Below are 22,477 nucleotides of genomic sequence, written 5' to 3'. Positions count from 1 at the left end.
ATATTATTTAACTATCCTAGTGGTTAAGCGCTTTCATTGCTTTTACAATCGATTTTATTATGTAATAAACTCGCAAATTGTCATAAAATGTATATAGATACAAAATAGGTAATATAAATTAAAAGTGGAACAATAACAATTTTATCCGTTGCTGATTTTGTGATATCAAAAAGAAAAAAGCCTTAGTTTTTCAACTAAGACTTCACTAAGTATTCATATTTATTTTGCCAAAAATTTATATCCCTTATAACCAACACCAACTAACTGAAAAGCATCAGTATAAGAAATTTTATTTTGTTTTAAAGCATTGTCGACATATCTGAAGAAGACACTGTCCATTCTGTACTTCAGGTTGTTATTAAAGTTTCCGCCGGATTCAGAACTAAGCTTTTTATTCTTTTGTGCTTTTGTATATGCCTCTTCGAGTTCCTTTACAGCAACTTGATAAGCGGTGCGGCTTATTCTATTTGTATCTAATAATCTTCTATATAAGACATATTGACTTACTGGAAATATTGTTTCTAGAATATGAATATCATTTGTCTTGATCTTCTCAAATATGGATAGAGGTACAAGCAGTTCAGCTGTGATTTTATTAATATGTGCTTCGAATGATTGCGCACTTTCTTCCAATGCATCACTATTGAAAATACCTTCATTACCTACAAACAAATGAACCAGTTCATGAATCAATGTGAACAAACGTCCATTTTTAGTGTCTGTCTGATTAATAAAGATAATCGGTGCCTGTTTATCGCTTAATACAAAGCCTCTAAATTCTTTAATATTGAGCGGACGGTGTGTGTTGTCTTTTACTTTTCCATTTAAGAAAACAAAAACTCCGATTCGATTGATTTTTTCCCTGAAATAGTTAAATGCATCAGGCTTTGCTTGTCCCATATAATCTTTTGGAACATCTAAAATTTTACGAATTTCATGTGCAACTTGAAGTACATCTGTTTGTGCTTTAAAAAGATGGATATACGGAAGTTCATATTCTATCTCTTCTTTTAGAAACGCTTGTTTCATTCGCATTTCTTGTATTGTTGCTTTAAGCTCTTCGCTTTTACTTTCTTCCATTTTCGATTGAAGCACTCTAAAGTCCAATCTTTCTTTCGGCTCAGTCATTTTCTCATTCAACAATAATGCACCAACGGGTACATTTATAATTTTCGCTATTTTGATAAGCTGATTAAATGTTGGGTTAATCTCTCCGCTCATGATGTCATCTATCTTTTCAACCTTCTCTTTAATAGCGGAGAGAGGCACATTTGCTTCTTGAATATACGCATTAAACACTTGTTTATTGAGTGCGATACGTTTGACCATGGCGTTGCCTCCTCCAATATTTTTAAATATTATACCATGTCCCGTTAGTTAAATGATTGTATGAACCACTAAGCAACATCTATTTTTTTACCCTTAATCACTCAACTCGCTATCTTTAACATCTGTGATAAACATATGACCAGGCGCATGTGTGATGATGAGTTCTGGTTTTGCGTCTAATGCGACAGATTGCGGAGTAACACCGCATCCCCAGAATACAGGCACTTCACCTGGTTTAAACTGAACCGGTTCGCCGAAATCAGGATTTTCCAAATCCGTCACGCCGATTGCTTTCGGATCTCCGATATGAATCGGTGTACCATGTACGTTCTTAAAGTGTGTTGTAATTTCTGTCGCTTTAATTGCTTCTGCCATTGTCATAGGGCGCATGCTTACAGTGATATTACCGTCAAAGCGGCCGCTTGGTTCTGCTGGAATGTTCGTAATATACATCGGCACATTGTGTCCTTCTTCAATATGACGGATAGGAATACCCGTTTCAAGCAGCGCATGTTCAAACGTAAAACTGCATCCGATTAAGAAACTGACCATATCTTCTGTAAAGACATGACCGATATCTGTCGGTGTTTCAACTAATTCTCCATCTCGATACACACGATATAATGACACATCTTGTGTGATATCTGATTCTCTTCCATACTTCGTAAAATGTTTCTCCCCAACTTCTGAAACGTCTAATAATGGACATGTCTTAGGATTCTTAAAACAAAACTTCAAGAAATCATATGCATACTTTTCAGGCAGAATAACCACATTCGCTTGAATGTACCCCTTAGCCATACCGCTCGTATGTCCTGTGATTTCCCCTTTCGCAATGGCATCGCGAATCTCTTTTGGTGTCGCATTTTGATAATCTTGTACTGTCATAAAACTACATCCCCTTTGTCTCTCTTTTGAACCATTCTATCATGAAACATTGCCTGTTGTATGGAGTTGCGAAAATATTCTGATAAAACAATTAAAAGCAATTTCAGTTCAATAACAAGCAAAAAAGTCTTGGATACATTGTAAGTACACATCCAAGACTTGTAATAAAGCATTATTTCAATATTATCGTTTATTGCATATGTTGTTCTTCTGAAGTAAGCGGTGATGCGGCATCTGCGGCTTTCTTGCCTTTTAACAAGAACACACTGATTAAACTAATCACCGCAATAATTACTGTAAACCAGAAGGCTGCGTGATAACCATTCAATAATGCATCGTGCTGCACAGCTTGCATCATAGCCTTCTTACCCATACCTTCATAATCCGCCATATCAGGTTTGAATGCTTCGGCATAATGGCTCATGATTGTGAATAATGCGGCTGTACCGATAGATGCCGCAATTTGTTGTACGGTATTCGTCATTGAAGAAGCATGCGCATTCAAATGCATCGGCAACTGATTCATAATATGTGTCATTAAAGGCATTAAACCTAAAGCAATACCGATCATACGAATAGCGTAAACCGTCGCAAGCATGCCTGAAGATGTATCGCCATCCATAAAGACGAAGTACAATGTTGTAATAACAACTATTGATAAACCGATAATCGCAAGTATTTTGGCACCGAATTTCTGAAATAGAAAGCCAGACAAGACAGACATAATTCCCATTACAATCGCACCCGGCAATAAAATAAGTCCGGATTCAAGTGCCGGCTTGCCCATAATATTTTGTACGAAAATCGGTAATACCGTCTCTGAACCGATCATCGCAATCATCACAAAGGCCATTATTAATATACCTACCGCAAACTGGCCTTCTTTAAAGACTCTGAAATCAAGCAGCGGTGTTGTTAAACGTGTTTGTCTGATGATAAAGATGACCACCAAAATCAAACCGCCGATAATCGTTGTTAAGACAATCGGATCATCAAAACCGTCTCTTGAAATTGAACTTGTGCCGTATAATAAACCGCCGAAACCTATGACTGAAAGTAATATCGATAATACATCAATCGGGACTTTCTTTGTGGTTCCTACGTTAACCACAAATTTCAAACTGCCTAAGAAAGTAAGCACCGCTATCGGCGCTACAACATGGAACAATGAACGCCAATTAAAGTATTCTACTAAGTAACCTGACAATGTCGGTCCGATTGCAGGTGCTAAACCAATCACTAAACCGAAAATCCCCATATATTTCCCGCGTTCATGCGGTTCGAAGATATCTAAGATTGTTGTCATCATTAATGGCATCATCATACCTGAACCAAGTGCTTGTACAATACGTGCAATTAACAGCACTGTAAAGTTTGGACTGAATCCAGCTGCTATTGTGCCGATTAAAAAGATTAAAATCGCCGTCGTGAAGACTTGACGTGTTGTAAAGCGCTGGATAACCATTGCGGATAACGGTATAACTACACCATTTGTAAGTAAGAAAGCAGTCGTTAACCACTGTACTTGTGTATATTCAATATTGAAATCTCTCATAATACTCGGCAATGCTGTCGCAAGCAAAGTTTCGTTCAACAAACCGAAAAATCCGCCCATCAGCATTGTTATAATCATCACTAGTTTTGTTTTATGTGACATATTTCATCTCCTCTATGTAATACTGAAGTATCATTCCCATTTTAAATAATGCAATTTATCATACCACAACTGTGCATTAAAAAGATTGATTCCAGTTTAATTAAATGTTAAATCTAATAAAAATCAGTCAACTGGCGGATAGCACATTGGATTATTTCGTTTGCCATGGGATATTGTCCCATACAAAAAGCGACATTTTCCACTTACATCTCATGGAAAATGTCGCTTAATAGACATAACGCTTCAGTTATAGATTATCTTTATGAAGCTTCAATCAGTTTCAGTTTATAATCATATATCGATTGAAGGTCGCCGCTCTTGTTTTTAAGTATTAAATGCTCTTGCGTAATTTCAGTCGGACTATTAACACCGACTGCCGCTGCTAAGTTGAATAACCCTTCATGCAAGCTTGTCACATAGTTTGTGACACGGTAGTTCTTCTCGTCTACAAATAAACCGCGCTCTAATTTAGGGTTTGTTGTCGCAACACCGACTGGGCATGTATTCAAGTGGCATTGCTGACTCATGATACAGCCGACACTGATCATCATACCGCGCGCTACATTGACTAAGTCTGCTCCTAGACCGAGTGCAATTGCGATTTTATCTGGTGTGACCAATTTGCCTGATGCGAAGATTTTCATCTTATCGCGGATGCCGTATTTCTCAAGCATACCTGTTACAATCGGCAGTGCTGTAAACAGCGGCAAGCCGACACTATCTTGAAGCTCTTGATAAGTGGCACCCGTACCGCCTTCACCGCCGTCAATTGTAATGAAGCTTGGGAATTGATTACGTTCTTTCATTGTCTTAACCAAGCCTTCAATTTCAGATACACGGCTGACTACAATTTTGAATCCTACAGGTTTTTGCCCTGCTTCTTGCAGCTGCATAATCCAATCTAACAAGTCATCATAATTATGAATGAATTCAAAACGGTTTGGTGAATTGATTGTTTTACCGACTTCTACACTTCTTATTTCTGCGATTTCTTCTGTTACTTTAGCACCTTCCATGTGACCGCCGCGTGTTTTAGCCCCTTGTGCCAACTTCACTTCAAAGGCTTTCACTTGGTCCATGCCTGCTTTTTGTTTGAACTTGTCTATGTCGAAATCTCCGTCAGCGGTACGTACACCGAATAAACCTGGTCCGATTTGATAAATTAAATCTCCGCCGCCTTTAAGATGGTGGTCAGACAAACCGCCCTCTCCGGTATTCATCCAAGTCCCTGCACGTCCTAATCCCATTGAAAGTGCAGTAATCGCATTCTTACCGAGTGCACCATAACTCATACCAGATTGACCGACTAAACGTTTTACCACATAAGGATGTTTGAGGCCTTCGCCTAACACCACCGCATCCTCATCTGAAAGGTAATAAGGATCAACTTCATCCGATTCGCGATGTTCTTCACGGTCGAATAAGCGTTCGTTATCTACTTTATACAAGAAAGTAGAAATCAAGTTCGATTGATCAATACGCATTTCAGTTGCTTGTTTCGGAAACATTGTATTTTGAATGAAGAACCCGTCTTCATAATCCATTAATGTCCCAAAACTTGCCATACGCGATTTGTATTTACCCGCTTTAACAATATCCGTATATTGTCTGCGTGAAAACGGCTTCCCTTTCGTATCCTCTGAGAATAAATATTGACGCAGCTCAGGTCCGATCTTTTCGAAGAAATAGCGCACGCGTGCAAGCACAGGGTAGTTTCTTAGGACACTGTGTTGTTGCTGGCGCTTATCTCTGATTAACAAAACCAATCCAGAAATCAACAATCCCACGACAACGATAGCGATGAAAATGTTGAGTATGAATTGAAGAATCGTAAGCAATAGCATTTTTGTTCCCCTCTCTCTATTGATATGCCTTAACTCTATTTACTTCAATTCTCAGCAGCCCACTCTGCTGAAATTGCACATAATTTAAACATAATTTCATTGTATACCAAAATCTATCTAGTTTCATTATGCTTTTAGAAAACGTTTACATTTTTGAAGAAATATTTATGAAAGGATGCTTTTAATCGCATTTTCTACACTAGAAATGTAATAAATTCCAACACCGTATTTAATCTAACATATCTCTAACCTAATCAAAACAGGGTTTTAAAGTTTTCAAATGTTCGGATTATTTAGTCTTTCTTATGTGTACACAATGCTTATACACAGAACAATTAAGGGAATATGTTAAAGTGTAGGTAAATAAGAGAGAGAAAGGCGGATTTACTCATGACAGAATTAAACAAGAAAGTCGCTGTAATTACGGGTGCGAGCAGCGGTATCGGGAAAGGCATCGCACTTAAACTATCAAATGAAGGCGCAACGGTCGTACTTGTTGCACGTGATGAAAACAAATTAGATGCGGTTTCTACTGAATTGAGAAAAGCAGGTGCGAAGAATTTTGAAATCATCAGTGCAGATGTCACAAAGCGCGAAGAAATCGATTGTGCCGTTGCACAAGCTGTAGAAGAATTCGGCAAAGTAGACATCTTAGTCAACAGTGCAGGACAAATGAAATCATCTCAAATCACAGACGGACAAGTAGAAGCTTGGGATGACATGATTGATGTGAACCTTAAAGGTACACTTTACGCAATCAACGCAGTCATGCCCCACTTCCAAAAACAATCCAGCGGACACATTGTCAATATTGCTTCAATTTCGGGATTTGAAGTCAGTAAGACAAGTGCACTCTACAGTGCCACAAAAGCAGCTGTTCACGCTATTACACAAGGTTTAGAAAAAGAACTGGCTAAAACTGGTATCCGTTCTACAAGCATTTCACCAGGTATGGTAGACACTGCAATGACAAGCGATACAGATTGGGGCAACCGTAAAATGTTAGAACCTAAAGACATCGCAAATGCCGTTGTATATGCCTTAACACAACCAGGTCATGTCAATGTTAACGAAGTCACAGTACGTCCTGTATAAAAAAGTGATATACGAAACACTTAGGAAATGAGTCATAAGCCGAGGGCAGCCTTGGCTTATGCTTTTACATAGATGCACTCGTATTAAAAAAGGTACTAAGATTAACTTAGCACCCCGCAGATTACTTTAGAATTTAGGCTGGAATAAGATAAAATAGATTGTAAATAATACAAGATAGACAGCCATGAAAATACCGACGCGTTTTAAAAGATACAGTCCAGTATTGGAACGATTTTTGATAAATCGGTTTGAAATCGCGTTCGTTACCAGAAAACTGATAACTATAATCAATACATAGACAAATGTTGTAACATCCATTGAAGTTCTCCTTCATTTTATAATTCTTATTCATTAATGTACCATAACCTGCGGTACAATCCTATATGAATCATCCGCACATTCGTCTAGATGTAACATTGAAGAAAGGATAGAGACATGCTTCAAGAATATTTAACAATCGCCCAAATAATGACAAGAAAATATAGTTTGCCTGAACTTAAGAATATTTGCAGAAAATATCATATTCATGGTTTTGCGAACACTAGAAAAAATGAAATTGCCTTAATGATATCTAAAACGTTCTACGAAGAACCTGATGAAATGCTAGATATCTTATTAGAAGATGATGAAGCCGTTGCACTGCTTTCGCTGTTCTTTGTTCATGAACATAATGCGGTCAGTCTAAAAGGCCCCGTACCTTCTGCCATCGATGATGCATTTATGGTCAATTACAATGAAAAGAAGCACATGATCAGTGTCCCGCAAGATATCTATTTCATCCTCAGCAAGTACTTTAAAAAGCATCATATCGACATTAAAAGCTGAACATCGCTATTGTAAAATTGAATGATAGAATTATTAGTTATCGCCTTGATTTTAGTATAAAATAGATAAATAAGATTAATTAACGCATGAGGTGACAGATATATGTACGACTTCTCTGGTAAATATGATAATTACGACCGACTCCTTTACGCAATACAAATTAAAAATCCGAACTACCAAAAAGAAGATTCTATGCAAATGACTGAAGCAGAAATTTTCGCTGATTATGCGAAATACAGTAATAAAAAAGAAAAACAAGTACTGGATTTCATTCTTTCCAATCAAATAGAAGTACCTGTAATTTCTGAGAAAGATGCTAGATATATGCCATTATTATCGGCGACCAACTTTATCTTTCCATTAGATGATGAAGGCTGGTTTGTGGATATTGATTTCATCAATAATTACAACCAATATGTACTTAATAGTCAATACAAGCCTTTACCGCAGTTAGATGACGATGAAGAAGATGCAATTCTAGAAATGCAGGAGCTTCATGAAGCAAGACAAGAATACGGACTTTATCACTTGCCTTTTAGATTATGCGACTTCACAGTAAAAGAACTCAAACAAATCTGCCGCAACTTTAAAATCAAAGGTTTCTCAAAATGCAATAGTGATGAATTAATTGAATTGATTGAGGATGCCTTCATGGAGGATCCTTTCGAACGTTTCGATTATCTCACTGAAGATGCACGCAGCTTAATTGCTTATTTCATTGTGGAAGGAAGCAACGTCATTCCATTTACGCATGTATCAAACTTGGATTTAGACGTCTTTATGGTTGCTGCTGACTGGGATTATAGTGTGCTTTATATGCCGATTGATATCTTTGAATTCTTAGTCGATTATTTCGAACAAAACAATATCGATCCATTAGATTACATCGATCCTGACGACCGAGAAATCCTTGAAGAAATTAATAAAATGCAGAAATTGAACGCACTTACTTCAGAGATGCCTAAAAATATTGAAGGTGCCATTGCAGCCTTCTCAGAAGCAGGACAAGATGAAGACATGCGCGAAGTCGTTAAAGAATTACTCGCATTTGAAGACGATGGTTCAGATGATGCCAAAGTCATGAATGCGATTTTAGATGGTAAAATCACCTCTCAAGATGAATTAGACCAATTCTTATCAGAACTTCATGATGATGCACCGAAACAACCAAAACAACGTAAACAAAACAAATCTAATCATTCATCGCAAAGCAACGTGATTGATTTCAATCAATACCGAAAATAATACAGAAGTTCAAATTAAAAATTCAAAACGCAGAACAGGAAGGTTTTCATGATTATAAAGTGAAAATCTTCCTGTTTTACATTAGTGATTAATATCATCTCATTCGCTTTCGCAAAACCAATCAAATCGTAACCATATGCCTAAATAGTTTACCAGTAAGTATCTTACCGGTATAATAATATTATACAACACTTTAACTGAGGAGAGATTATGACAAACAATAACTTTTTTGAACTCATTCATCATTCAGACCTTTTGAATTCTGCCACAATGACCCTCTTTATCAAAAGGTTTGATGAAAATGTAAATATTTCTCAAATCCTAGTGCTGTCGAAGTTAGAAAAAGAAGGACCTCAAAAGCCTACAGATATTGCACATTCGTTAGGCTATACATCTGGTGCAGTCACTAAATTAATCAACAACTTACTACGCAACCACTATGTAGAACGTAAAGCACACCCGCATGATCGACGCGTCTTCTTAATTTCCATCACAGAAAATGGACAAAACTTATTAATCAAGGCACAAGAACAAGGTCAAAAAATGAACCAAGAAATCTATTCTGTTTTAAACGAAGAAGAAGTCGAGCAACTGTTAAACATTCAAAACAAACTATTTAATCACGTCAAAAAATTAAATGAAAACGATTAAGACACACCTAAGATAACTCAGAAAACAAACGTAATCAGATGCACACAGAAAAATATATATTCAAAGGATGGTTATCTTAAATGGCAAAATTAGACAATAAAGTAGCAATTGTGACAGGCGGCGCAGGCGGTATAGGTTCCGGTATTGTCCGTGCGTATGCAAAAGAAAATGCACGTGTAGTGATTGCGGATATCGCTGAAGAAAAAGGACAAAACTTAAGCGAGGAATTAAACCAGCAAGGCTATGAAACAACATTCATCAAAACAGATTTAACTGATAAAACCTCGCTGCAGGCATGTGTAGATCAAACAATAGAGAAATATCATCAGATTGATATATTGGTTAATAATGCACACGCATCTCGAATGAACAGCTTTTTAGATATCACAGAAGAAGACTTGAACCTATCATTCAACACTGGATTTTTTGCGACATTTCATTTATGCCAGATGACAATTCCTTATTTAAAAGAAACTAAAGGAAACATTATCAACTTCGGTTCTGGTGCTGCGATGAAAGGCGACAAAAATCAAGGTGCTTATGTTGCCGCAAAAGAAGCGATTCGAGGCATCACGCGTGTGATAGCTAACGAATTCGGTGAATACGGTATCAATGCCAATATTATTTCTCCAATTGCTTACTCTGAAGGTGTCGACCAGTGGAGACAAAACAATCCAGAGTATTACGAAAAAGTAGTCAACGGCATTCCGCTTCAAAAATTCGGTGATGTCGAAAAAGATATCGGACCAGTTGCCGTATTTTTAGGCAGCAGCGACTCTCAATACATTACAGGTCAAACACTTATGGTAGATGGCGGCAGCATCAAACTTTATTAATATGAATAAACACTCCCTTATGGTTTTAATACTAACCATAGGGGAGTGTTTTTGTATAGTCGACTGTTATCTTACTACTGAAGATTTTATTTCGAAAGTTTCTTCCAACACTTAAACCAAATTATTTCTAATAATATCAAATAAAGTAGAATTTCGTTTCTAAATCCTAAAACACATTAACTATAATAATTAAAACTAACACACAAATAATAGCCATTATACCGAAATACACGCTCTTTTTATAATCGCCTTTTTTCTTGCTTTTGCTTATAACTTTATAAATTTCAGATCCATAAATCACTAAAGCCGATATTCCAAATAGTACAAAACCTATCCCCAATACATAACCTAAAATATTTAAAGTCATAACTTCTAACCTCCATAAATTATGTTCACATTAAGGTTAACAAAAATAAGAGGTCTCAAAACTAACAGTATTGTCACATTCAAAATTGCTTGATTTACGATGTATTGTCCTTAGATGTTAAATTAATTTTTAAGACATTCGTTTCCTAATGACAACTGGTAGTATAGGGGCAAATTTTTGCAAATTTAAAAAGCAAGACTCCCGTGAAACACAGAAATCTTGCCTTAACATAATGGATTTAATCAAAAAGCGCCAACTTTTTAGGCTCACTACAATACAAGTTAACCATAAGGAAGTTCTTTTAGTCTTATACTTTTTTGATGATGAAGAATACTTACACTTCATCGCCGTTTTCATCAAATTTTGTCACAGTACCGTCCGCATCAATGATATAAGAACCGACAAGGTTGCCTTGTTTGTCTAAAATAGAGAAGCCCCATCCGCCGTCACTGCGTTTTTCAGGCTCTTTGAATGTATACGTGCTGGTATCTAATGTATGGCCTTCATATTCTTCAACTTTATCAATAACGTTTTCGCGTGTTACTGTATCTTCATCAGAAGTACTTTCAGAAGTTTCTGTTTCAATATTGCTCGCATTAGATTCAGGTACTTTTGTGCCGTCGCTGATCCAGCCTTCTACTTGATGTACCAATGCATCATCGCCATCATAAAGCGGTACTACTTTGCCTTGGTTCATAATACTTTGTGATTCGCTGCGGCTGAATCCAGGCTCTATCCAGCGGCGATCTTGGAAATGGCTCGGTACTGGATAAATCGTTACTGTGCCGTCTCCATTGTTTTTATATACGACATGACCGGCAGCTGTCGGAGTAGCTGCTAATACATATGTTCCTTCGTCATAACGTACAGTATATTGGTTATACATATGCTGACCAGATACATCTAAATGGTCAATTGTGATGGAATCAAAATCACTGCCGCCATCTTGATAACTCTCTAACACACCTAACCAAACACGTGCTAAATATTCTTTACTGTTGGTATTCAAATCACTGAATTTTTCCTTAGAAGATGATTCTTTTGAAGATTCATTTTGTGTGTCATTATTGTTCTCATGACTGTCTGATTCATTGTGATTGTTTTGTTCTTGCTGGTTTGAACTATCTTGGTTGTGATTTGATTTTTCTTCTTGCTTTGTATCTTCGTTTTGTTCCTTTTGTCCGCATGCCGTCAATAATAATGCAGACGCGGCAAGACTTGCACCTATATATCTGAATTTCATACATGTCCCCTGCTTTCGTATATTCTATTTTTCGATACTTAATTGCATTATACCCTAATCGAACACAACAAAGATATGTATTTCTGATGGTAGACATATACTGTCCATATAGCGTCTGCATAACAAGTAAAAGGAGAAACAAGACCTCGTGTCTCATTTCTCCTTATCTATTTATTATTCATTTAAATAATCATGTACAACTTCTGGTTTGCCTAATCTTAAATCCGCAAGAATGTGTTGTGCATCTACGATTTCTTTGACCGGGAAGTCTGCTAATGGTGCATTGACATGTTCAAATAGTTGCAAGCGTGCATCGCCTCTGAATGCTTCTTTAATTTGAATATCTGTAATTTGAGAACGTGTCATTTCTAAAATTCTAGGTGTCCCGTCATAGTTCGGCAATTGTTTCAGCATAAAGCTTGGTTTTGTAATCAGCTCTTTTGCTTCCGCTTCTTCAATCGGATGATATTTATAGGTCATCGTCGCTTGTGCCACACGTAATGAATGATAATCCAATGTGCCGACTAATGTATCATTATCGACATAAAGTCTTGGTTCGCCGTATTTCTTAGGGAACGTCGACAATTCTCTTCCTAACGCAATCGCAGGCTGATTGTTTAAATACATTGCTAAGTAATACTCGCCTTGTTCACCATTATACTCGACCGGAATCACTTGTCCGCATTCTGTATAAGATCCAAGTCCTGTACTATCAGGCATATCGATCACTTCAAATTTGATTAAATCACTTGTCACCTTTAACGGCTCTGGTACTACAGCTTTCAATTTCTCTATATCTGTTCTATATACAATATTTAAAAATTCGCGGTTTCGAAAATGCACATCTACTTTAGAATACGTCGGCGCATTGACAGGTGTAGATGCCATATCGAATAATTCTTTTTTATTCACGCAACTTCCTCCTTGATTTTCTCTATCTACTCTAACCTTATAGTCTTTATCAAGGAGATTCAATCTAAACGAAAGATTACGGCATTGATGTACAGAATTATTTTTTAAACGGTTTGATTTTCTAATACTTGCGCTAATGCGGCTTTAAAGATATCTGTCATCTTTTGTATTTCAGATAAACTCATATTCAAGACCGGCACAAAGGTAATTACATTTTCTAAATTACGAATCATCAAACCATTTTCCTTACACGTTTGAATGATGCGTTCCACTGTTGGAATTGCAAGGGGTTGTGCAGGATCTGACGGGTCTGCCAATTCTACACCGAACATCAAACCATAACCGCGGACATTCCCGACATAATCTAATGTCTTAAGTGCATTCAGATTGTCTTCTAGTAACGCGGATGTCTTACTGATATGGTCGATTAAATGTGTTTCTTCAAACAGATTCAAGCTTTCGATTGCCGCAGCACATACGACAGGGTTGCCTGTATATGTGTGGCCATGGAAGAATGTTTTATCTGCGTGGCGATTGCTTATGAAGGCATCATACACAGCTTGAGAAGTCATCGTTGCGGCCAGCGGCAAGTATCCCCCTGTGATACCTTTTGCAAGACACATAATGTCCGGGTTCACATCTGCACGTTCACACGCAAACATCGTTCCCGTACGGCCGAAACCTGTCGCTACTTCATCCACAATCAATAAGATATTATACTCTCGGCAAAGTTGTTCCACTGCTTTGATAAAATGCGGCGGTTGAGCATAGATTCCTGTCGCTCCTTGAATCAAAGGTTCTAATACAAAGCCGCAGATTTCATCGCCATGATGCTCTATGACAGTTCTGATTTCCTCTACTAAACCTTCAACTAACGCCGCTTCTGTTTCATACTCTGATTGGAATAAAGACGGACAGCTGATTTGAATATTCTCGAAGATTAAATCCTTAAAAATCGCATGGAACGTATCAATTCCTCCGACACTGACCGCACCGATCGTATCGCCATGATATCCATTCTTCAGCGTAATAAATTTCTTCTTCTCAGCGTAACGTTCTGCATCTAAATTCTTCCAATATTGATACGCCATCTTAATCGCAATTTCCACTGCGGCACTGCCTGTATCAGAATAGAAGACTTTCTGTAATCGCTCAGGCGTAATTTCAACTAAACGCTTCGCAAGTTCTATCGAAGGCACATTAGAAGAACCCAGCAACGTCGAATGGGCAATTTTGCCTAGTTGCTCTGTAATTGCTTGATTTAATTTCGGATGGTTATGCCCATGGACATTGACCCATAAAGAGGCATAACCGTCTAAATAGGCATTATTATCAATATCATATAAATAACTGCCTTCTCCGCGTTCAATAATAATCGGATCATGTTCGCGGTACACACCCATTTGCGTAAACGGATGCCAGACATAATCACGGTCTGCTTGAATTAATGCTTGTTTGTTCATGACACTTCACCTTTCATTATAGTTTCTATCAGGGCCTCAGACACTTCTCGGACTTCTGCCCCTTCGCTTAATGTGTAGATAGGGCGTGCTAAATATCGGGTTAATGTTTCATAATTATCTTGAGCAATCATAGAAGTACTGAAACGATTCATAATCAAAATATTCTCCGGCAAATGATGCGCTGTTAAATAATACTGATGCATAATGATATCGCTGATGGCACCGAGCTGAGACGGTACTACGCTAATCACTTTATCTGCAGTATCTTTGATTAAATCTTCGGTCATGTAAAATGTATCTTTGTCTTGATAAATCGGTACGCCTAAACCGCCTGCGCCTTCAATCAGCACCACATCAAAATGTTCCGCAAGCTGATCGGCTTTCTCTATGACAGCTGATCTGTTAAGTTGCTGATGAGGTTCTAATTTAAATCCTAAATGCGGAGATACCGGTTCATGGAAACGATACAGCGAAGTCGTCTCATAATCTAAACCGCTGACTTTGCGATACGCTTCTAAGTCAGGATACGTCCCGTCTGCTTGTTCTTCGGTTTGAAAAGGTTTATACAAACCGACATGATAACCATGCGCTGATAAAGCACGATACAGCAATAAAGTTACATAAGTCTTCCCTGCATCTGTACCTGTACTAGTGATGAAGACCTTCACGAATGCCAGCTCCTTTCATTACTTTCTCTAAACGTAAAATCAATACCGCTGATACCGCACCTAAAATGATGTCTCCAGGACCGCTGAGCAAGACGATACCGCTGAAAGTCTGACTTGCTGATATCGGTGTATGTAATACAAAATTCATAATGAAATAAAAATAAACACATCCGAACACATAGATAATCACAGTTCCTGCTAAATTAATTAGGAACGTTGTCACAAAATTGCGCTGTGTCCATTTTTGTTTCAGTATGGCCATCACTAAAGCCGCAACGACAAAACCGATTAAGAATCCAAACGTCGGTTTCATTACATAAAAAAGCCCTCCGCCGCTTGCGAAGATCGGCAGCCCGAGCAAACCCATCACCACATACAAAGCCTGACTCCAAAATGCGATTTTCAAACTGAACAAATGCGCCACAATAAAGACTGTGACAATTTGAAGCGAGAAGGGAATCGGCCCTAATGTAAAGTGCAGCATGCTTGAAACAATCGTAAGTGCTGTAAATAAACTGATAAATACTAAATCTCTTGTCTTGATGTTAATCACCTCAAAAGTTATTTTAGTACTCTGTTTCTTAAATGTAAACTTATTTTATTATTTAGTTTACATTTAAAGCTGCTTGTCGTAACAACATGCATAAAAAAATGCTCAACAGCGTTAGCCATTGAGCATAAGAGGTAATCATTTAAACTATTTTGTTTTATTTTACCGGGACATCCCATGTTTGAAGATGTTCTGCCATGTCCCAGAATTTATATTCATAGTAACTTGTACGTACGACGATATCTTCTAAAGCTTGAAGTTCCGCTTCTGTACGTCCCTCTGTCACTTGATTCATCAATTGTACACAGTCTTCTTTAAATTGTGTGAATTCCTCTGATGCATACATATCTACCCATTCTCGATACAGCGGGTGATCTTTTGCGGCATCTTGTTCATCGAGTTTCAAGCCGATATAGTTGTAACTCCATGTGCACGTCAAAATAGCCGCAATGACATTTTCAACACCGCCGATTTGCGCCATATTCAGCATATAACTTGTATATGCCGTTGTTGTTTCGGCAGGCTCTGTCGCCTCTAATTCTGATTCGCTGATGCCGAATGATTTGGCATAATTGCGATGCAGATTCATTTCGGTATTCAACGTACCGTCCATTAATTGTGCATATGTCGACATCATCGTTAAATCGGTTGCTTTTGCTGCACCGATTGCGAATAAGCGCGCATATTCAATTAAGTAAATATAATCTTGTTTTAACCAATGTTTGAATTTCTCCTCATCCAAAGAACCATCTGCCAATCCTTTGATAAAAGGATGTTCCATATAAGATGCCCAAATAGGCTCAACGCGTTGATACAATCGATCTGTAAATTGTGTCACTGTTCTGCCTCCTCATTAATGTTGATTCCAAAATTGGTACATAGCGTCCACATCATTATAACCTTGTTTCGCACCTGCTTCAGCAATCTTAGTCCTAAGTTTAGGATTCATCGCATTTTCTTTAAAGTCTGTTAATATTTGTTTAACATGCTTATCCGGTGTCACTACACGTACTCGCTGTCCTTTAACACGCATCTTATCCACTAATTCATCTAAAGCATAAGGATAGGCAATCGGCAAATCCGCAGCTAAAATGACTACCGTTTTGGCATCTTTTGCCAAATCTGCATTTTCTGCAGAATAAGAGGCGCCGTCATAATAATGTCTGCCGTTCATCTCAACCGGTGCCCAAACACCCGGGAAAGCAGAACTGGCAGTGACCACTTCAATCAAATCTTCTCCTTCATCAAAAGAGAACAGATGACGTGCATTGGTCTCTGATTCTGTTGTTACAATATGCAGGGCTTTCGGCCATGTTTCGCATGACGCACTGCCTAAACGCTTGCGAATCATTTCAAAACGCTCTGCTTGTGTGATGTCAGGGTGTGCAGCCTTGGATAAAGTGCTTAATCCATTTACCCATGCTGTTTCAGTTTCTGCGTCTTGTGCAATCGTTCTTAATTTTTGCTGCAGCTGTGCCATGGCTTCGTCTGTCAGCGGTGAATCTTCTTGAATCGGCTGTTCGATTTGTTCTTCCCATATCGTATTCCAATGTAAATCAGAGGTGATCAATGCACCGACTTGTGCCCCTGCAGAAGTTCCCACTACTTCTTTCACATCTCTTAATTCAATGCCGCAGTCTGACATCCCTTTCAAGTAGCCGAGCTGCCAAGCTATCGCATAATGACTGCCGCCGCCAAGTACTAAAGCTGACTTATCCATTTCAATCACTACTTTCATTCAACAATTTAAGGTTGTCTCTTACATGCATAGGTACAAACTTGCAATATTACGCTTAAGTTTCCTCTACCCTATTTCTCAACCCTTAATAATTGAAAAAGCCGCCTTACTGAAATCAGTAAGACGACCGAAATGAACAAAAAGCTTAATGAATGTCTTGTTTTCCGCCAGAAATGAATTGTGCAACAATTTGTTTAATAATCGCAATGATACTTTCTAACATGAAGTTCACCTCCGCTTTTGGATAAGGCGAGTATAATCCTATTACAGTTGATTTTGGGGATTAGTGCCTAAGTCGTTTTATTGCCTGCCCAGTCTTTTTATCTGTTTTGCTTTTAAACAGTTATGTATGCTTAAGTGCACAAGAAACAGCCGGCAGCTGTTTTAGCAGCATACCGGCTGTAAGGATTGGATAGAATTGAATAGAGTTTACTTTCATAACAAGTTTATTTTGGGATTATGACTTCATGCTTTTTTAGGGGAGGAACATGAAGTCTTATGCACTGAAAAAATGTGTTATCTTTATAGGTTGTCTGAACAGTTTGGATGTTAGGTAGTGTTCAGTATGTTTTCCTATCAAGCGTTTATCAGGACATCATCGCCTCCTTCACTGTGCTTTGCACAGTACGATAAAATCTCATCTCACATATAAAGCACCACCCCCTTTGATGTAAGTGTGTTTATCTTTCGTCAAAGTATTGTTTTTGAGCAATCAAGCCTTTTTCAATCATTTCCAGCTCGTAATCTTTTGCGTGCAGATCATCTGTCTTTCTTAAATCATCAATGACTAAAATGAGGACTATGATAAATAAGATCAGCGTACTGATTATCCACATATGCATCATCTCCTATGCCTTTAATTGATCTAATGCGATATTCATTTTCAAGACGTTCACATATGGGTCGGCCATAGGCGACGTTTGTTTGTGCTGCTGAATAATTTGTTTGACTTTATCTGGTGAAAGATTACGTTCTTTAGCGATACGTTCTGCTTGTCTGTTCGCATTTTGAACCGTTATATCCGGGTCTAAACCTGAACCTGAAGCAGTCACTGCATCTACAGGCAGCCCTTTGCCTTCTTTATCGATAGTTTGTTCAACACGTTCTTTTAATTCAGGATTCGTATTGCCGAAGTTGGAACCGCCTGAAGCCGGTCCGCCGTTTTCTTTGACTGCTTTTTCATCCATATTGTAATCCACAGCACTGATACGGCCGTGGAAGTATTTCGCATCTGTCCATTGCTGGCCGATCAATTTCGAGCCGACCACTTTACCATCCTGCTTTACCAGACTGCCGTTGGCTTGTTCATTAAAGAGTACTTGTCCTGCCCCGGTTACTGCTAACGGAAAGATAAAACCGCACAGCAGCAGCATCATGATGACCAGTCCTAAACTATTTCTGAATACATGCATGGCAATTGCCTCCTATACAAAGAATTGAATGACTAAATCTATGAGTTTAATACCGATAAACGGTACAATCATTCCGCCAAGCCCATAGACCAGCATATTTTTCATTAAAATCGTTTGTGTAGATGCGCCTTTGAATTTTACACCGCGCATCGCAATCGGTATCAGCAATACAATAATCAATGCATTGAAGATCAGTGCAGATAATACCGCTGATTCCGGAGAATGCAGCTGCATAATGTTCAAGTGCTGCATTTGCGGCATCGCAGCCATAAACATTGCCGGTAGAATCGCAAAGTATTTCGCAATATCATTCGCAATACTGAACGTTGTCAATGAACCGCGTGTCATCAATAATTGTTTGCCGATCATCACCACTTCAATAAGTTTTGTCGGGTTAGAATCTAAGTCTATTAAATTCGCGGCTTCTTTGGCACTCATTGTTCCGGAGTTCATTGCCAGTCCGACATTCGCTTCAGCCAGTGCCGGTGCATCATTCGTACCGTCTCCTGTCATTGCGACAATATGGCCTTTAGCTTGTTCTTCTCTGATAACATTGATTTTATCTTCTGGTTTGCACTCTGCCACAAAGCGGTCAACGCCTGCTTCTTTAGCAATAGTTGCGGCTGTTAATTCGTTGTCTCCGGTACACATAACTGTTTCAATTCCCATGTTGCGTAAATCCTGGAAACGTTCAACGAGTCCCTCTTTAATCACGTCTTTTAAATAAACGACACCTAAGATTTCTGTATTTTCGATTACTACTAACGGTGTACCGCCTTTTTTAGAGACAGATTTTACGATACTTTCAATATCCGGCGGAATCGTACCGCCAGCATCTTTTACGCGTTTTAACATACTGTTCGGTGCACCTTTATAGACTTCTCTATCACTGAAGACGACACCGCTCATACGTGTTTCAGCTTTGAACGGTTGATATTCACCGACTTCTTGCGGTAAATCAATGCCTTGTTTGTATGCGAGTTTAACGATACTTTTGCCTTCAGGCGTATCGTCTGCGACAGATGTTTCATAAGCTGCTTTAACTAAGTGTTCATAATCGCATGTCTTCACAGGCAGAAAAGCATCTGCCATACGGTTGCCGTAAGTAATCGTTCCGGTTTTATCTAGAATCAAGACGTTGACATCACCGCATGTTTCTACAGCACGCCCGCTTTTCGCTAAGATATTGAACTGTGTCACACGGTCCATTCCGGCGATACCGATCGCAGAAAGCAAGCCGCCGATAGTTGTCGGAATCAAGCAGACTGTTAATGCGATCAGCATTGCGATAGATAAATCTAAGTGTAAGAACTTCGCAAGCGGAAACATCGTTAAAATTACCACTAAGAAAATAATTGTCAGGGTCATCAAAAGCGTAAACAATGCAATTTCATTCGGTGTTTTCTTACGTGTTGCACCTTCAACCAGTCCAATCATTTTATCTAAGAATGAATGACCGGGTTCAGAAGTAATTTCGACTTCCAGCCAGTCAGATGCGACCACTGTACCTCCGATAACATTGTCGAAATCGCCGCCTGATTCTTTGATGACAGGCGCAGATTCCCCTGTAATTGCCGATTCATCGACTGTCGCAATACCTTTGATGACTGTGCCGTCATTCGGGATTTGTTCTCCCGTTTCAACACGGACGATATCCCCTTTCTTTAAATCAGATGCATCAATCGTTTCGTAACTGCCGTCAGATTGAATACGGCGTGCAGTCATATTGGTTTGCGTTTGGCGCAATGCATTGGCTTGTGCTTTCCCTCTGCCTTCTGCGAGTGCTTCTGAGAAGTTCGCAAATAAAATTGTCAGTAATAAAATGATAAAGATACTGAGCAGATAAAGGCGCGATACAGATTCTTGTGCAAATAAATCCGGTACAAAAATCAAGATAAATGCCAAAACCATACCTACTTCAACCACGAACATAATCGGGTTCTTAATCATATATTTAGGATTCATTTTGACGAAACTTTCTTTAAAGGCTTGTTTCATCAAATCCTTTTGCATACTTTGAGCAGATTGTGCCATCGTATGTTCCTCCTTATCTCTTCATCGTCATGGTTATCCATGCAGTAATAAATGTTCTCCGATAGGTCCAAGCAATAAATCCGGCAAGAATGTCAAACCGCTTAACAAGATAATAAAGATAATCAGTACCGCACTGAAAAAGACATTGTCGATTGGTACATCTTGATGCTGGTTTTGGTACGTTTTCTTGCTGACTAAACTTGAAACAATTAACAGTTGCAGCACAATCGGAACAAAGCGTGCCAGCAGCATTACTATCCCTGTAGAAATGTTCCAAAATGTTGTATCGTCTCCTAAACCTTCAAAGCCAGAACCATTGTTCGCAGAAGAAGATGTAAATTCATACAACACTTGCGATACACCGTGAAATGATGGATTTGTAATCGCGTCTTGTGCGCCCGGTACCACAAAGGCAAGTGCACTGAAGATTAAAATCAGCAGCGGATGCACTAAGAATGATAGTGCGATTAATTTCATTTCTTTGCCTTCAATTTTCATGCCTAAATAACTTGGTGTTTTCCCAATCATCAAGCTGCAGATAAATACGGTTAACATCACATAAATAATCATGTTCATCAGTCCGACACCTTCACCGCCGAACACAGCATTCAGCATCATCAGTACCATAGGTACTAAACCGCCAAGCAGTGTCAAACTGTCATGCATGTTATTGACTGTCCCAGTTGTAAAGGCAGTCGTGATTGTTGTGAAGAGTGCAGAAAGTCCGATACCGAATCGTGTTTCTTTCCCTTCCATATTGCCGCCGTCAATGCCTAATTGATGCAAGATCGGATTGCCTGCATATTCTGCGAATAAGCATAAGCTTAAAAAGCCGATAAACATTGCAAGCATTGCGATGAAAATCATCCATGCATGTTTATGGATATGCGCTTTATCTTTCATCAGCATACGTCCGAATAAGAAAACTAATGACCCGGGTAATAACATCATGCTTAATGCTTCTGCATAGTTAGACCAATAAGTCGGGTTTTCAAACGGTGTAGACGAGTTAGCGCCTAAGAAACCGCCGCCGTTTGTACCTAAGTGTTTAATCGATTCCAAGGAAGCCATCGGACCGTAGGCAATCGTTTGTTTTACACCAGAAAGTGTATCGATTACCAAATTGCCTTTTAACGTTTGCGGTGTACCTTGGCTGATTAAGAATAAACTGATGATAAACGCAAACGGAATCAGTACGCGTAAAATAAAGCGCGTCATATCTTGATAATAGTTGCCGATGACATCCGTCACGCCTGTTAATCGTCTTAACATCGCAATACATACCGCATAACCAGAAGCTGCAGATGTGAACATTAAGAAAGTAATGACACACATTTGTGTTAAATACGTCAAACCTGTTTCACCTGCATAGTGCTGCAAGTTCGTATTGGTTAAGAACGATGCCATAGTATTAAAGGCAAGTGATACGGATTGGTTCATATTATGGTTCGGGTTTAAAAACAGCCATTGCTGAACTAATAAGAATAAGAATGAAATTAAACCCATCAACCCATTTACAATTAAAAAGTGTTTAATGTAAGTTTTGCCTGACATATGTTCAAGCTTTGTGCCGATAATGCGGTAGATCACATGTTCAATCGGCTGAAATACTTTATCCATTTTTGAGGGTGTCACCAGTGCGACAGAATAGAGATATCTGCTGACGATGTATGTCAACGCAATGAAGACACCTATAAAGATAACGATACTCATCTCAAAC

The 22,477-nt window shown here is 38.6% G+C and carries 22 protein-coding genes; 5 read left to right on the top strand and 17 right to left on the bottom strand.

Annotation, left to right across the window (positions count from 1 at the left end):
• Window positions 1-219 precede the first annotated feature (219 nt).
• From DVJ99_RS11760 to DVJ99_RS11745, 4 genes are all read right to left on the bottom strand, one after another.
• Window positions 220-1,329 (bottom strand): ImmA/IrrE family metallo-endopeptidase, encoded by a 1,110-nt coding sequence (locus DVJ99_RS11760; protein WP_114604368.1) that lies wholly within the window; start codon window positions 1,327-1,329, stop codon window positions 220-222.
• 93 nt (window positions 1,330-1,422) lie between these two features.
• Window positions 1,423-2,217, bottom strand: a complete 795-nt coding sequence (locus DVJ99_RS11755) for a putative hydro-lyase (RefSeq protein ID WP_114604367.1) — start codon at window positions 2,215-2,217, stop codon at window positions 1,423-1,425.
• A 190-nt stretch (window positions 2,218-2,407) separates the two neighbouring features.
• Window positions 2,408-3,874: an MDR family MFS transporter gene (locus DVJ99_RS11750; protein WP_114604366.1), complete on the bottom strand. Its 1,467-nt coding sequence runs from the start codon at window positions 3,872-3,874 to the stop codon at window positions 2,408-2,410.
• 260 nt (window positions 3,875-4,134) lie between these two features.
• On the bottom strand, window positions 4,135-5,718 hold the full coding sequence (locus tag DVJ99_RS11745) for an FMN-binding glutamate synthase family protein (RefSeq protein ID WP_114604365.1): 1,584 nt from the start codon (window positions 5,716-5,718) through the stop codon (window positions 4,135-4,137).
• Window positions 5,719-6,108: 390 nt separating this feature from the next.
• On the opposite strand from DVJ99_RS11745, the gene DVJ99_RS11740 reads away from it, so the two are divergent.
• Entirely contained in the window at window positions 6,109-6,813 is a 705-nt protein-coding gene (locus DVJ99_RS11740) for an SDR family oxidoreductase (RefSeq protein ID WP_114604364.1), read from the top strand.
• Between the two features lie 126 nt (window positions 6,814-6,939).
• Here the strand turns inward: DVJ99_RS11740 and DVJ99_RS11735 are convergent, their stop codons facing one another.
• Window positions 6,940-7,131 (bottom strand): hypothetical protein, encoded by a 192-nt coding sequence (locus tag DVJ99_RS11735; RefSeq protein ID WP_114604363.1) that lies wholly within the window; start codon window positions 7,129-7,131, stop codon window positions 6,940-6,942.
• A 150-nt stretch (window positions 7,132-7,281) separates the two neighbouring features.
• Between DVJ99_RS11735 and DVJ99_RS11730 the strand changes: the two genes are divergently transcribed.
• From DVJ99_RS11730 to DVJ99_RS11715, 4 genes are all read left to right on the top strand, one after another.
• Window positions 7,282-7,638 carry a hypothetical protein gene (locus DVJ99_RS11730; RefSeq protein ID WP_162912204.1) on the top strand — a complete coding sequence of 119 codons (357 nt, stop codon included), beginning with the start codon at window positions 7,282-7,284 and terminating at the stop codon, window positions 7,636-7,638.
• A gap of 102 nt (window positions 7,639-7,740) precedes the next feature.
• Complete coding sequence (locus DVJ99_RS11725; RefSeq protein ID WP_114604361.1) at window positions 7,741-8,883, top strand: hypothetical protein; 1,143 nt, start codon at window positions 7,741-7,743, stop codon at window positions 8,881-8,883.
• Window positions 8,884-9,093: 210 nt separating this feature from the next.
• Window positions 9,094-9,534: a MarR family winged helix-turn-helix transcriptional regulator gene (locus DVJ99_RS11720; RefSeq protein WP_114604360.1), complete on the top strand. Its 441-nt coding sequence runs from the start codon at window positions 9,094-9,096 to the stop codon at window positions 9,532-9,534.
• Between the two features lie 80 nt (window positions 9,535-9,614).
• Window positions 9,615-10,370 (top strand): SDR family NAD(P)-dependent oxidoreductase, encoded by a 756-nt coding sequence (locus DVJ99_RS11715; RefSeq protein WP_114604359.1) that lies wholly within the window; start codon window positions 9,615-9,617, stop codon window positions 10,368-10,370.
• 166 nt (window positions 10,371-10,536) lie between these two features.
• Here the strand turns inward: DVJ99_RS11715 and DVJ99_RS11710 are convergent, their stop codons facing one another.
• From DVJ99_RS11710 to kdpA, 12 genes are all read right to left on the bottom strand, one after another.
• On the bottom strand, window positions 10,537-10,737 hold the full coding sequence (locus DVJ99_RS11710; RefSeq protein ID WP_114604358.1) for a hypothetical protein: 201 nt from the start codon (window positions 10,735-10,737) through the stop codon (window positions 10,537-10,539).
• A gap of 334 nt (window positions 10,738-11,071) precedes the next feature.
• Entirely contained in the window at window positions 11,072-11,980 is a 909-nt protein-coding gene (locus DVJ99_RS11705) for a hypothetical protein (RefSeq protein ID WP_114604357.1), read from the bottom strand.
• A gap of 174 nt (window positions 11,981-12,154) precedes the next feature.
• Window positions 12,155-12,892, bottom strand: coding sequence for an acetoacetate decarboxylase (locus DVJ99_RS11700; protein ID WP_114604356.1), 738 nt, complete (start codon window positions 12,890-12,892; stop codon window positions 12,155-12,157).
• 104 nt (window positions 12,893-12,996) lie between these two features.
• Window positions 12,997-14,355, bottom strand: coding sequence for an adenosylmethionine--8-amino-7-oxononanoate transaminase (gene bioA, locus DVJ99_RS11695; RefSeq protein ID WP_114604355.1), 1,359 nt, complete (start codon window positions 14,353-14,355; stop codon window positions 12,997-12,999).
• Window positions 14,352-15,023: a dethiobiotin synthase gene (bioD, locus tag DVJ99_RS11690; RefSeq protein ID WP_114604354.1), complete on the bottom strand. Its 672-nt coding sequence runs from the start codon at window positions 15,021-15,023 to the stop codon at window positions 14,352-14,354. The genes bioA and bioD overlap by 4 nt, the downstream gene beginning before the upstream one ends.
• A complete protein-coding gene (locus tag DVJ99_RS11685) occupies window positions 15,004-15,576 on the bottom strand; it encodes a biotin transporter BioY (protein WP_240430854.1) in 573 nt (190 codons plus the stop codon). Before DVJ99_RS11685 ends, bioD begins: the two co-directional genes overlap by 20 nt.
• 154 nt (window positions 15,577-15,730) lie before the next feature.
• Window positions 15,731-16,411: a thiaminase II gene (gene tenA, locus DVJ99_RS11680; RefSeq protein ID WP_114604353.1), complete on the bottom strand. Its 681-nt coding sequence runs from the start codon at window positions 16,409-16,411 to the stop codon at window positions 15,731-15,733.
• A gap of 15 nt (window positions 16,412-16,426) precedes the next feature.
• A complete protein-coding gene (locus DVJ99_RS11675; protein WP_114604352.1) occupies window positions 16,427-17,311 on the bottom strand; it encodes a patatin-like phospholipase family protein in 885 nt (294 codons plus the stop codon).
• Between the two features lie 680 nt (window positions 17,312-17,991).
• Window positions 17,992-18,147, bottom strand: a complete 156-nt coding sequence (locus tag DVJ99_RS13180) for a hypothetical protein (protein ID WP_162912203.1) — start codon at window positions 18,145-18,147, stop codon at window positions 17,992-17,994.
• A 12-nt stretch (window positions 18,148-18,159) separates the two neighbouring features.
• Entirely contained in the window at window positions 18,160-18,723 is a 564-nt protein-coding gene (gene kdpC / locus DVJ99_RS11670; protein WP_114604351.1) for a potassium-transporting ATPase subunit KdpC, read from the bottom strand.
• A 12-nt stretch (window positions 18,724-18,735) separates the two neighbouring features.
• Window positions 18,736-20,757, bottom strand: coding sequence for a K(+)-transporting ATPase subunit B (locus DVJ99_RS11665; RefSeq protein ID WP_114604350.1), 2,022 nt, complete (start codon window positions 20,755-20,757; stop codon window positions 18,736-18,738).
• Window positions 20,758-20,790: 33 nt separating this feature from the next.
• Window positions 20,791-22,470 carry a potassium-transporting ATPase subunit KdpA gene (kdpA, locus tag DVJ99_RS11660; protein WP_114604349.1) on the bottom strand — a complete coding sequence of 560 codons (1,680 nt, stop codon included), beginning with the start codon at window positions 22,468-22,470 and terminating at the stop codon, window positions 20,791-20,793.
• Window positions 22,471-22,477: the final 7 nt, after the last annotated feature.

It is taken from the genome of Staphylococcus sp. EZ-P03, assembly GCF_003344575.1.
GTDB classification, from domain to species: Bacteria; Bacillota; Bacilli; order Staphylococcales; family Staphylococcaceae; genus Staphylococcus; species Staphylococcus simulans_B.
This window is presented reverse-complemented; position numbering and strand designations above follow the sequence as displayed.

Bases quoted from the DNA above. Each gene is read 5' to 3' on its own strand.
- DVJ99_RS11715 (WP_114604359.1), top strand. From the start codon at position 9,615: ATGGCAAAATTAGACAATAAAGTAGCAATTGTGACAGGCGGCGCAGGC.
- DVJ99_RS11725 (WP_114604361.1), top strand. From the start codon at position 7,741: ATGTACGACTTCTCTGGTAAATATGATAATTACGACCGACTCCTTTAC.
- DVJ99_RS11665 (WP_114604350.1), bottom strand. From the start codon at position 20,757: ATGGCACAATCTGCTCAAAGTATGCAAAAGGATTTGATGAAACAAGCC.
- DVJ99_RS13180 (WP_162912203.1), bottom strand. From the start codon at position 18,147: ATGTGGATAATCAGTACGCTGATCTTATTTATCATAGTCCTCATTTTA.
- bioA (WP_114604355.1), bottom strand. From the start codon at position 14,355: ATGAACAAACAAGCATTAATTCAAGCAGACCGTGATTATGTCTGGCAT.
- DVJ99_RS11750 (WP_114604366.1), bottom strand. From the start codon at position 3,874: ATGTCACATAAAACAAAACTAGTGATGATTATAACAATGCTGATGGGC.
- DVJ99_RS11755 (WP_114604367.1), bottom strand. From the start codon at position 2,217: ATGACAGTACAAGATTATCAAAATGCGACACCAAAAGAGATTCGCGAT.
- DVJ99_RS11745 (WP_114604365.1), bottom strand. From the start codon at position 5,718: ATGCTATTGCTTACGATTCTTCAATTCATACTCAACATTTTCATCGCT.
- DVJ99_RS11710 (WP_114604358.1), bottom strand. From the start codon at position 10,737: ATGACTTTAAATATTTTAGGTTATGTATTGGGGATAGGTTTTGTACTA.
- DVJ99_RS11675 (WP_114604352.1), bottom strand. From the start codon at position 17,311: ATGAAAGTAGTGATTGAAATGGATAAGTCAGCTTTAGTACTTGGCGGC.
- DVJ99_RS11740 (WP_114604364.1), top strand. From the start codon at position 6,109: ATGACAGAATTAAACAAGAAAGTCGCTGTAATTACGGGTGCGAGCAGC.
- DVJ99_RS11760 (WP_114604368.1), bottom strand. From the start codon at position 1,329: ATGGTCAAACGTATCGCACTCAATAAACAAGTGTTTAATGCGTATATT.
- kdpA (WP_114604349.1), bottom strand. From the start codon at position 22,470: ATGAGTATCGTTATCTTTATAGGTGTCTTCATTGCGTTGACATACATC.
- DVJ99_RS11730 (WP_162912204.1), top strand. From the start codon at position 7,282: ATGACAAGAAAATATAGTTTGCCTGAACTTAAGAATATTTGCAGAAAA.
- DVJ99_RS11735 (WP_114604363.1), bottom strand. From the start codon at position 7,131: ATGGATGTTACAACATTTGTCTATGTATTGATTATAGTTATCAGTTTT.
- DVJ99_RS11705 (WP_114604357.1), bottom strand. From the start codon at position 11,980: ATGAAATTCAGATATATAGGTGCAAGTCTTGCCGCGTCTGCATTATTA.
- kdpC (WP_114604351.1), bottom strand. From the start codon at position 18,723: ATGCATGTATTCAGAAATAGTTTAGGACTGGTCATCATGATGCTGCTG.
- DVJ99_RS11720 (WP_114604360.1), top strand. From the start codon at position 9,094: ATGACAAACAATAACTTTTTTGAACTCATTCATCATTCAGACCTTTTG.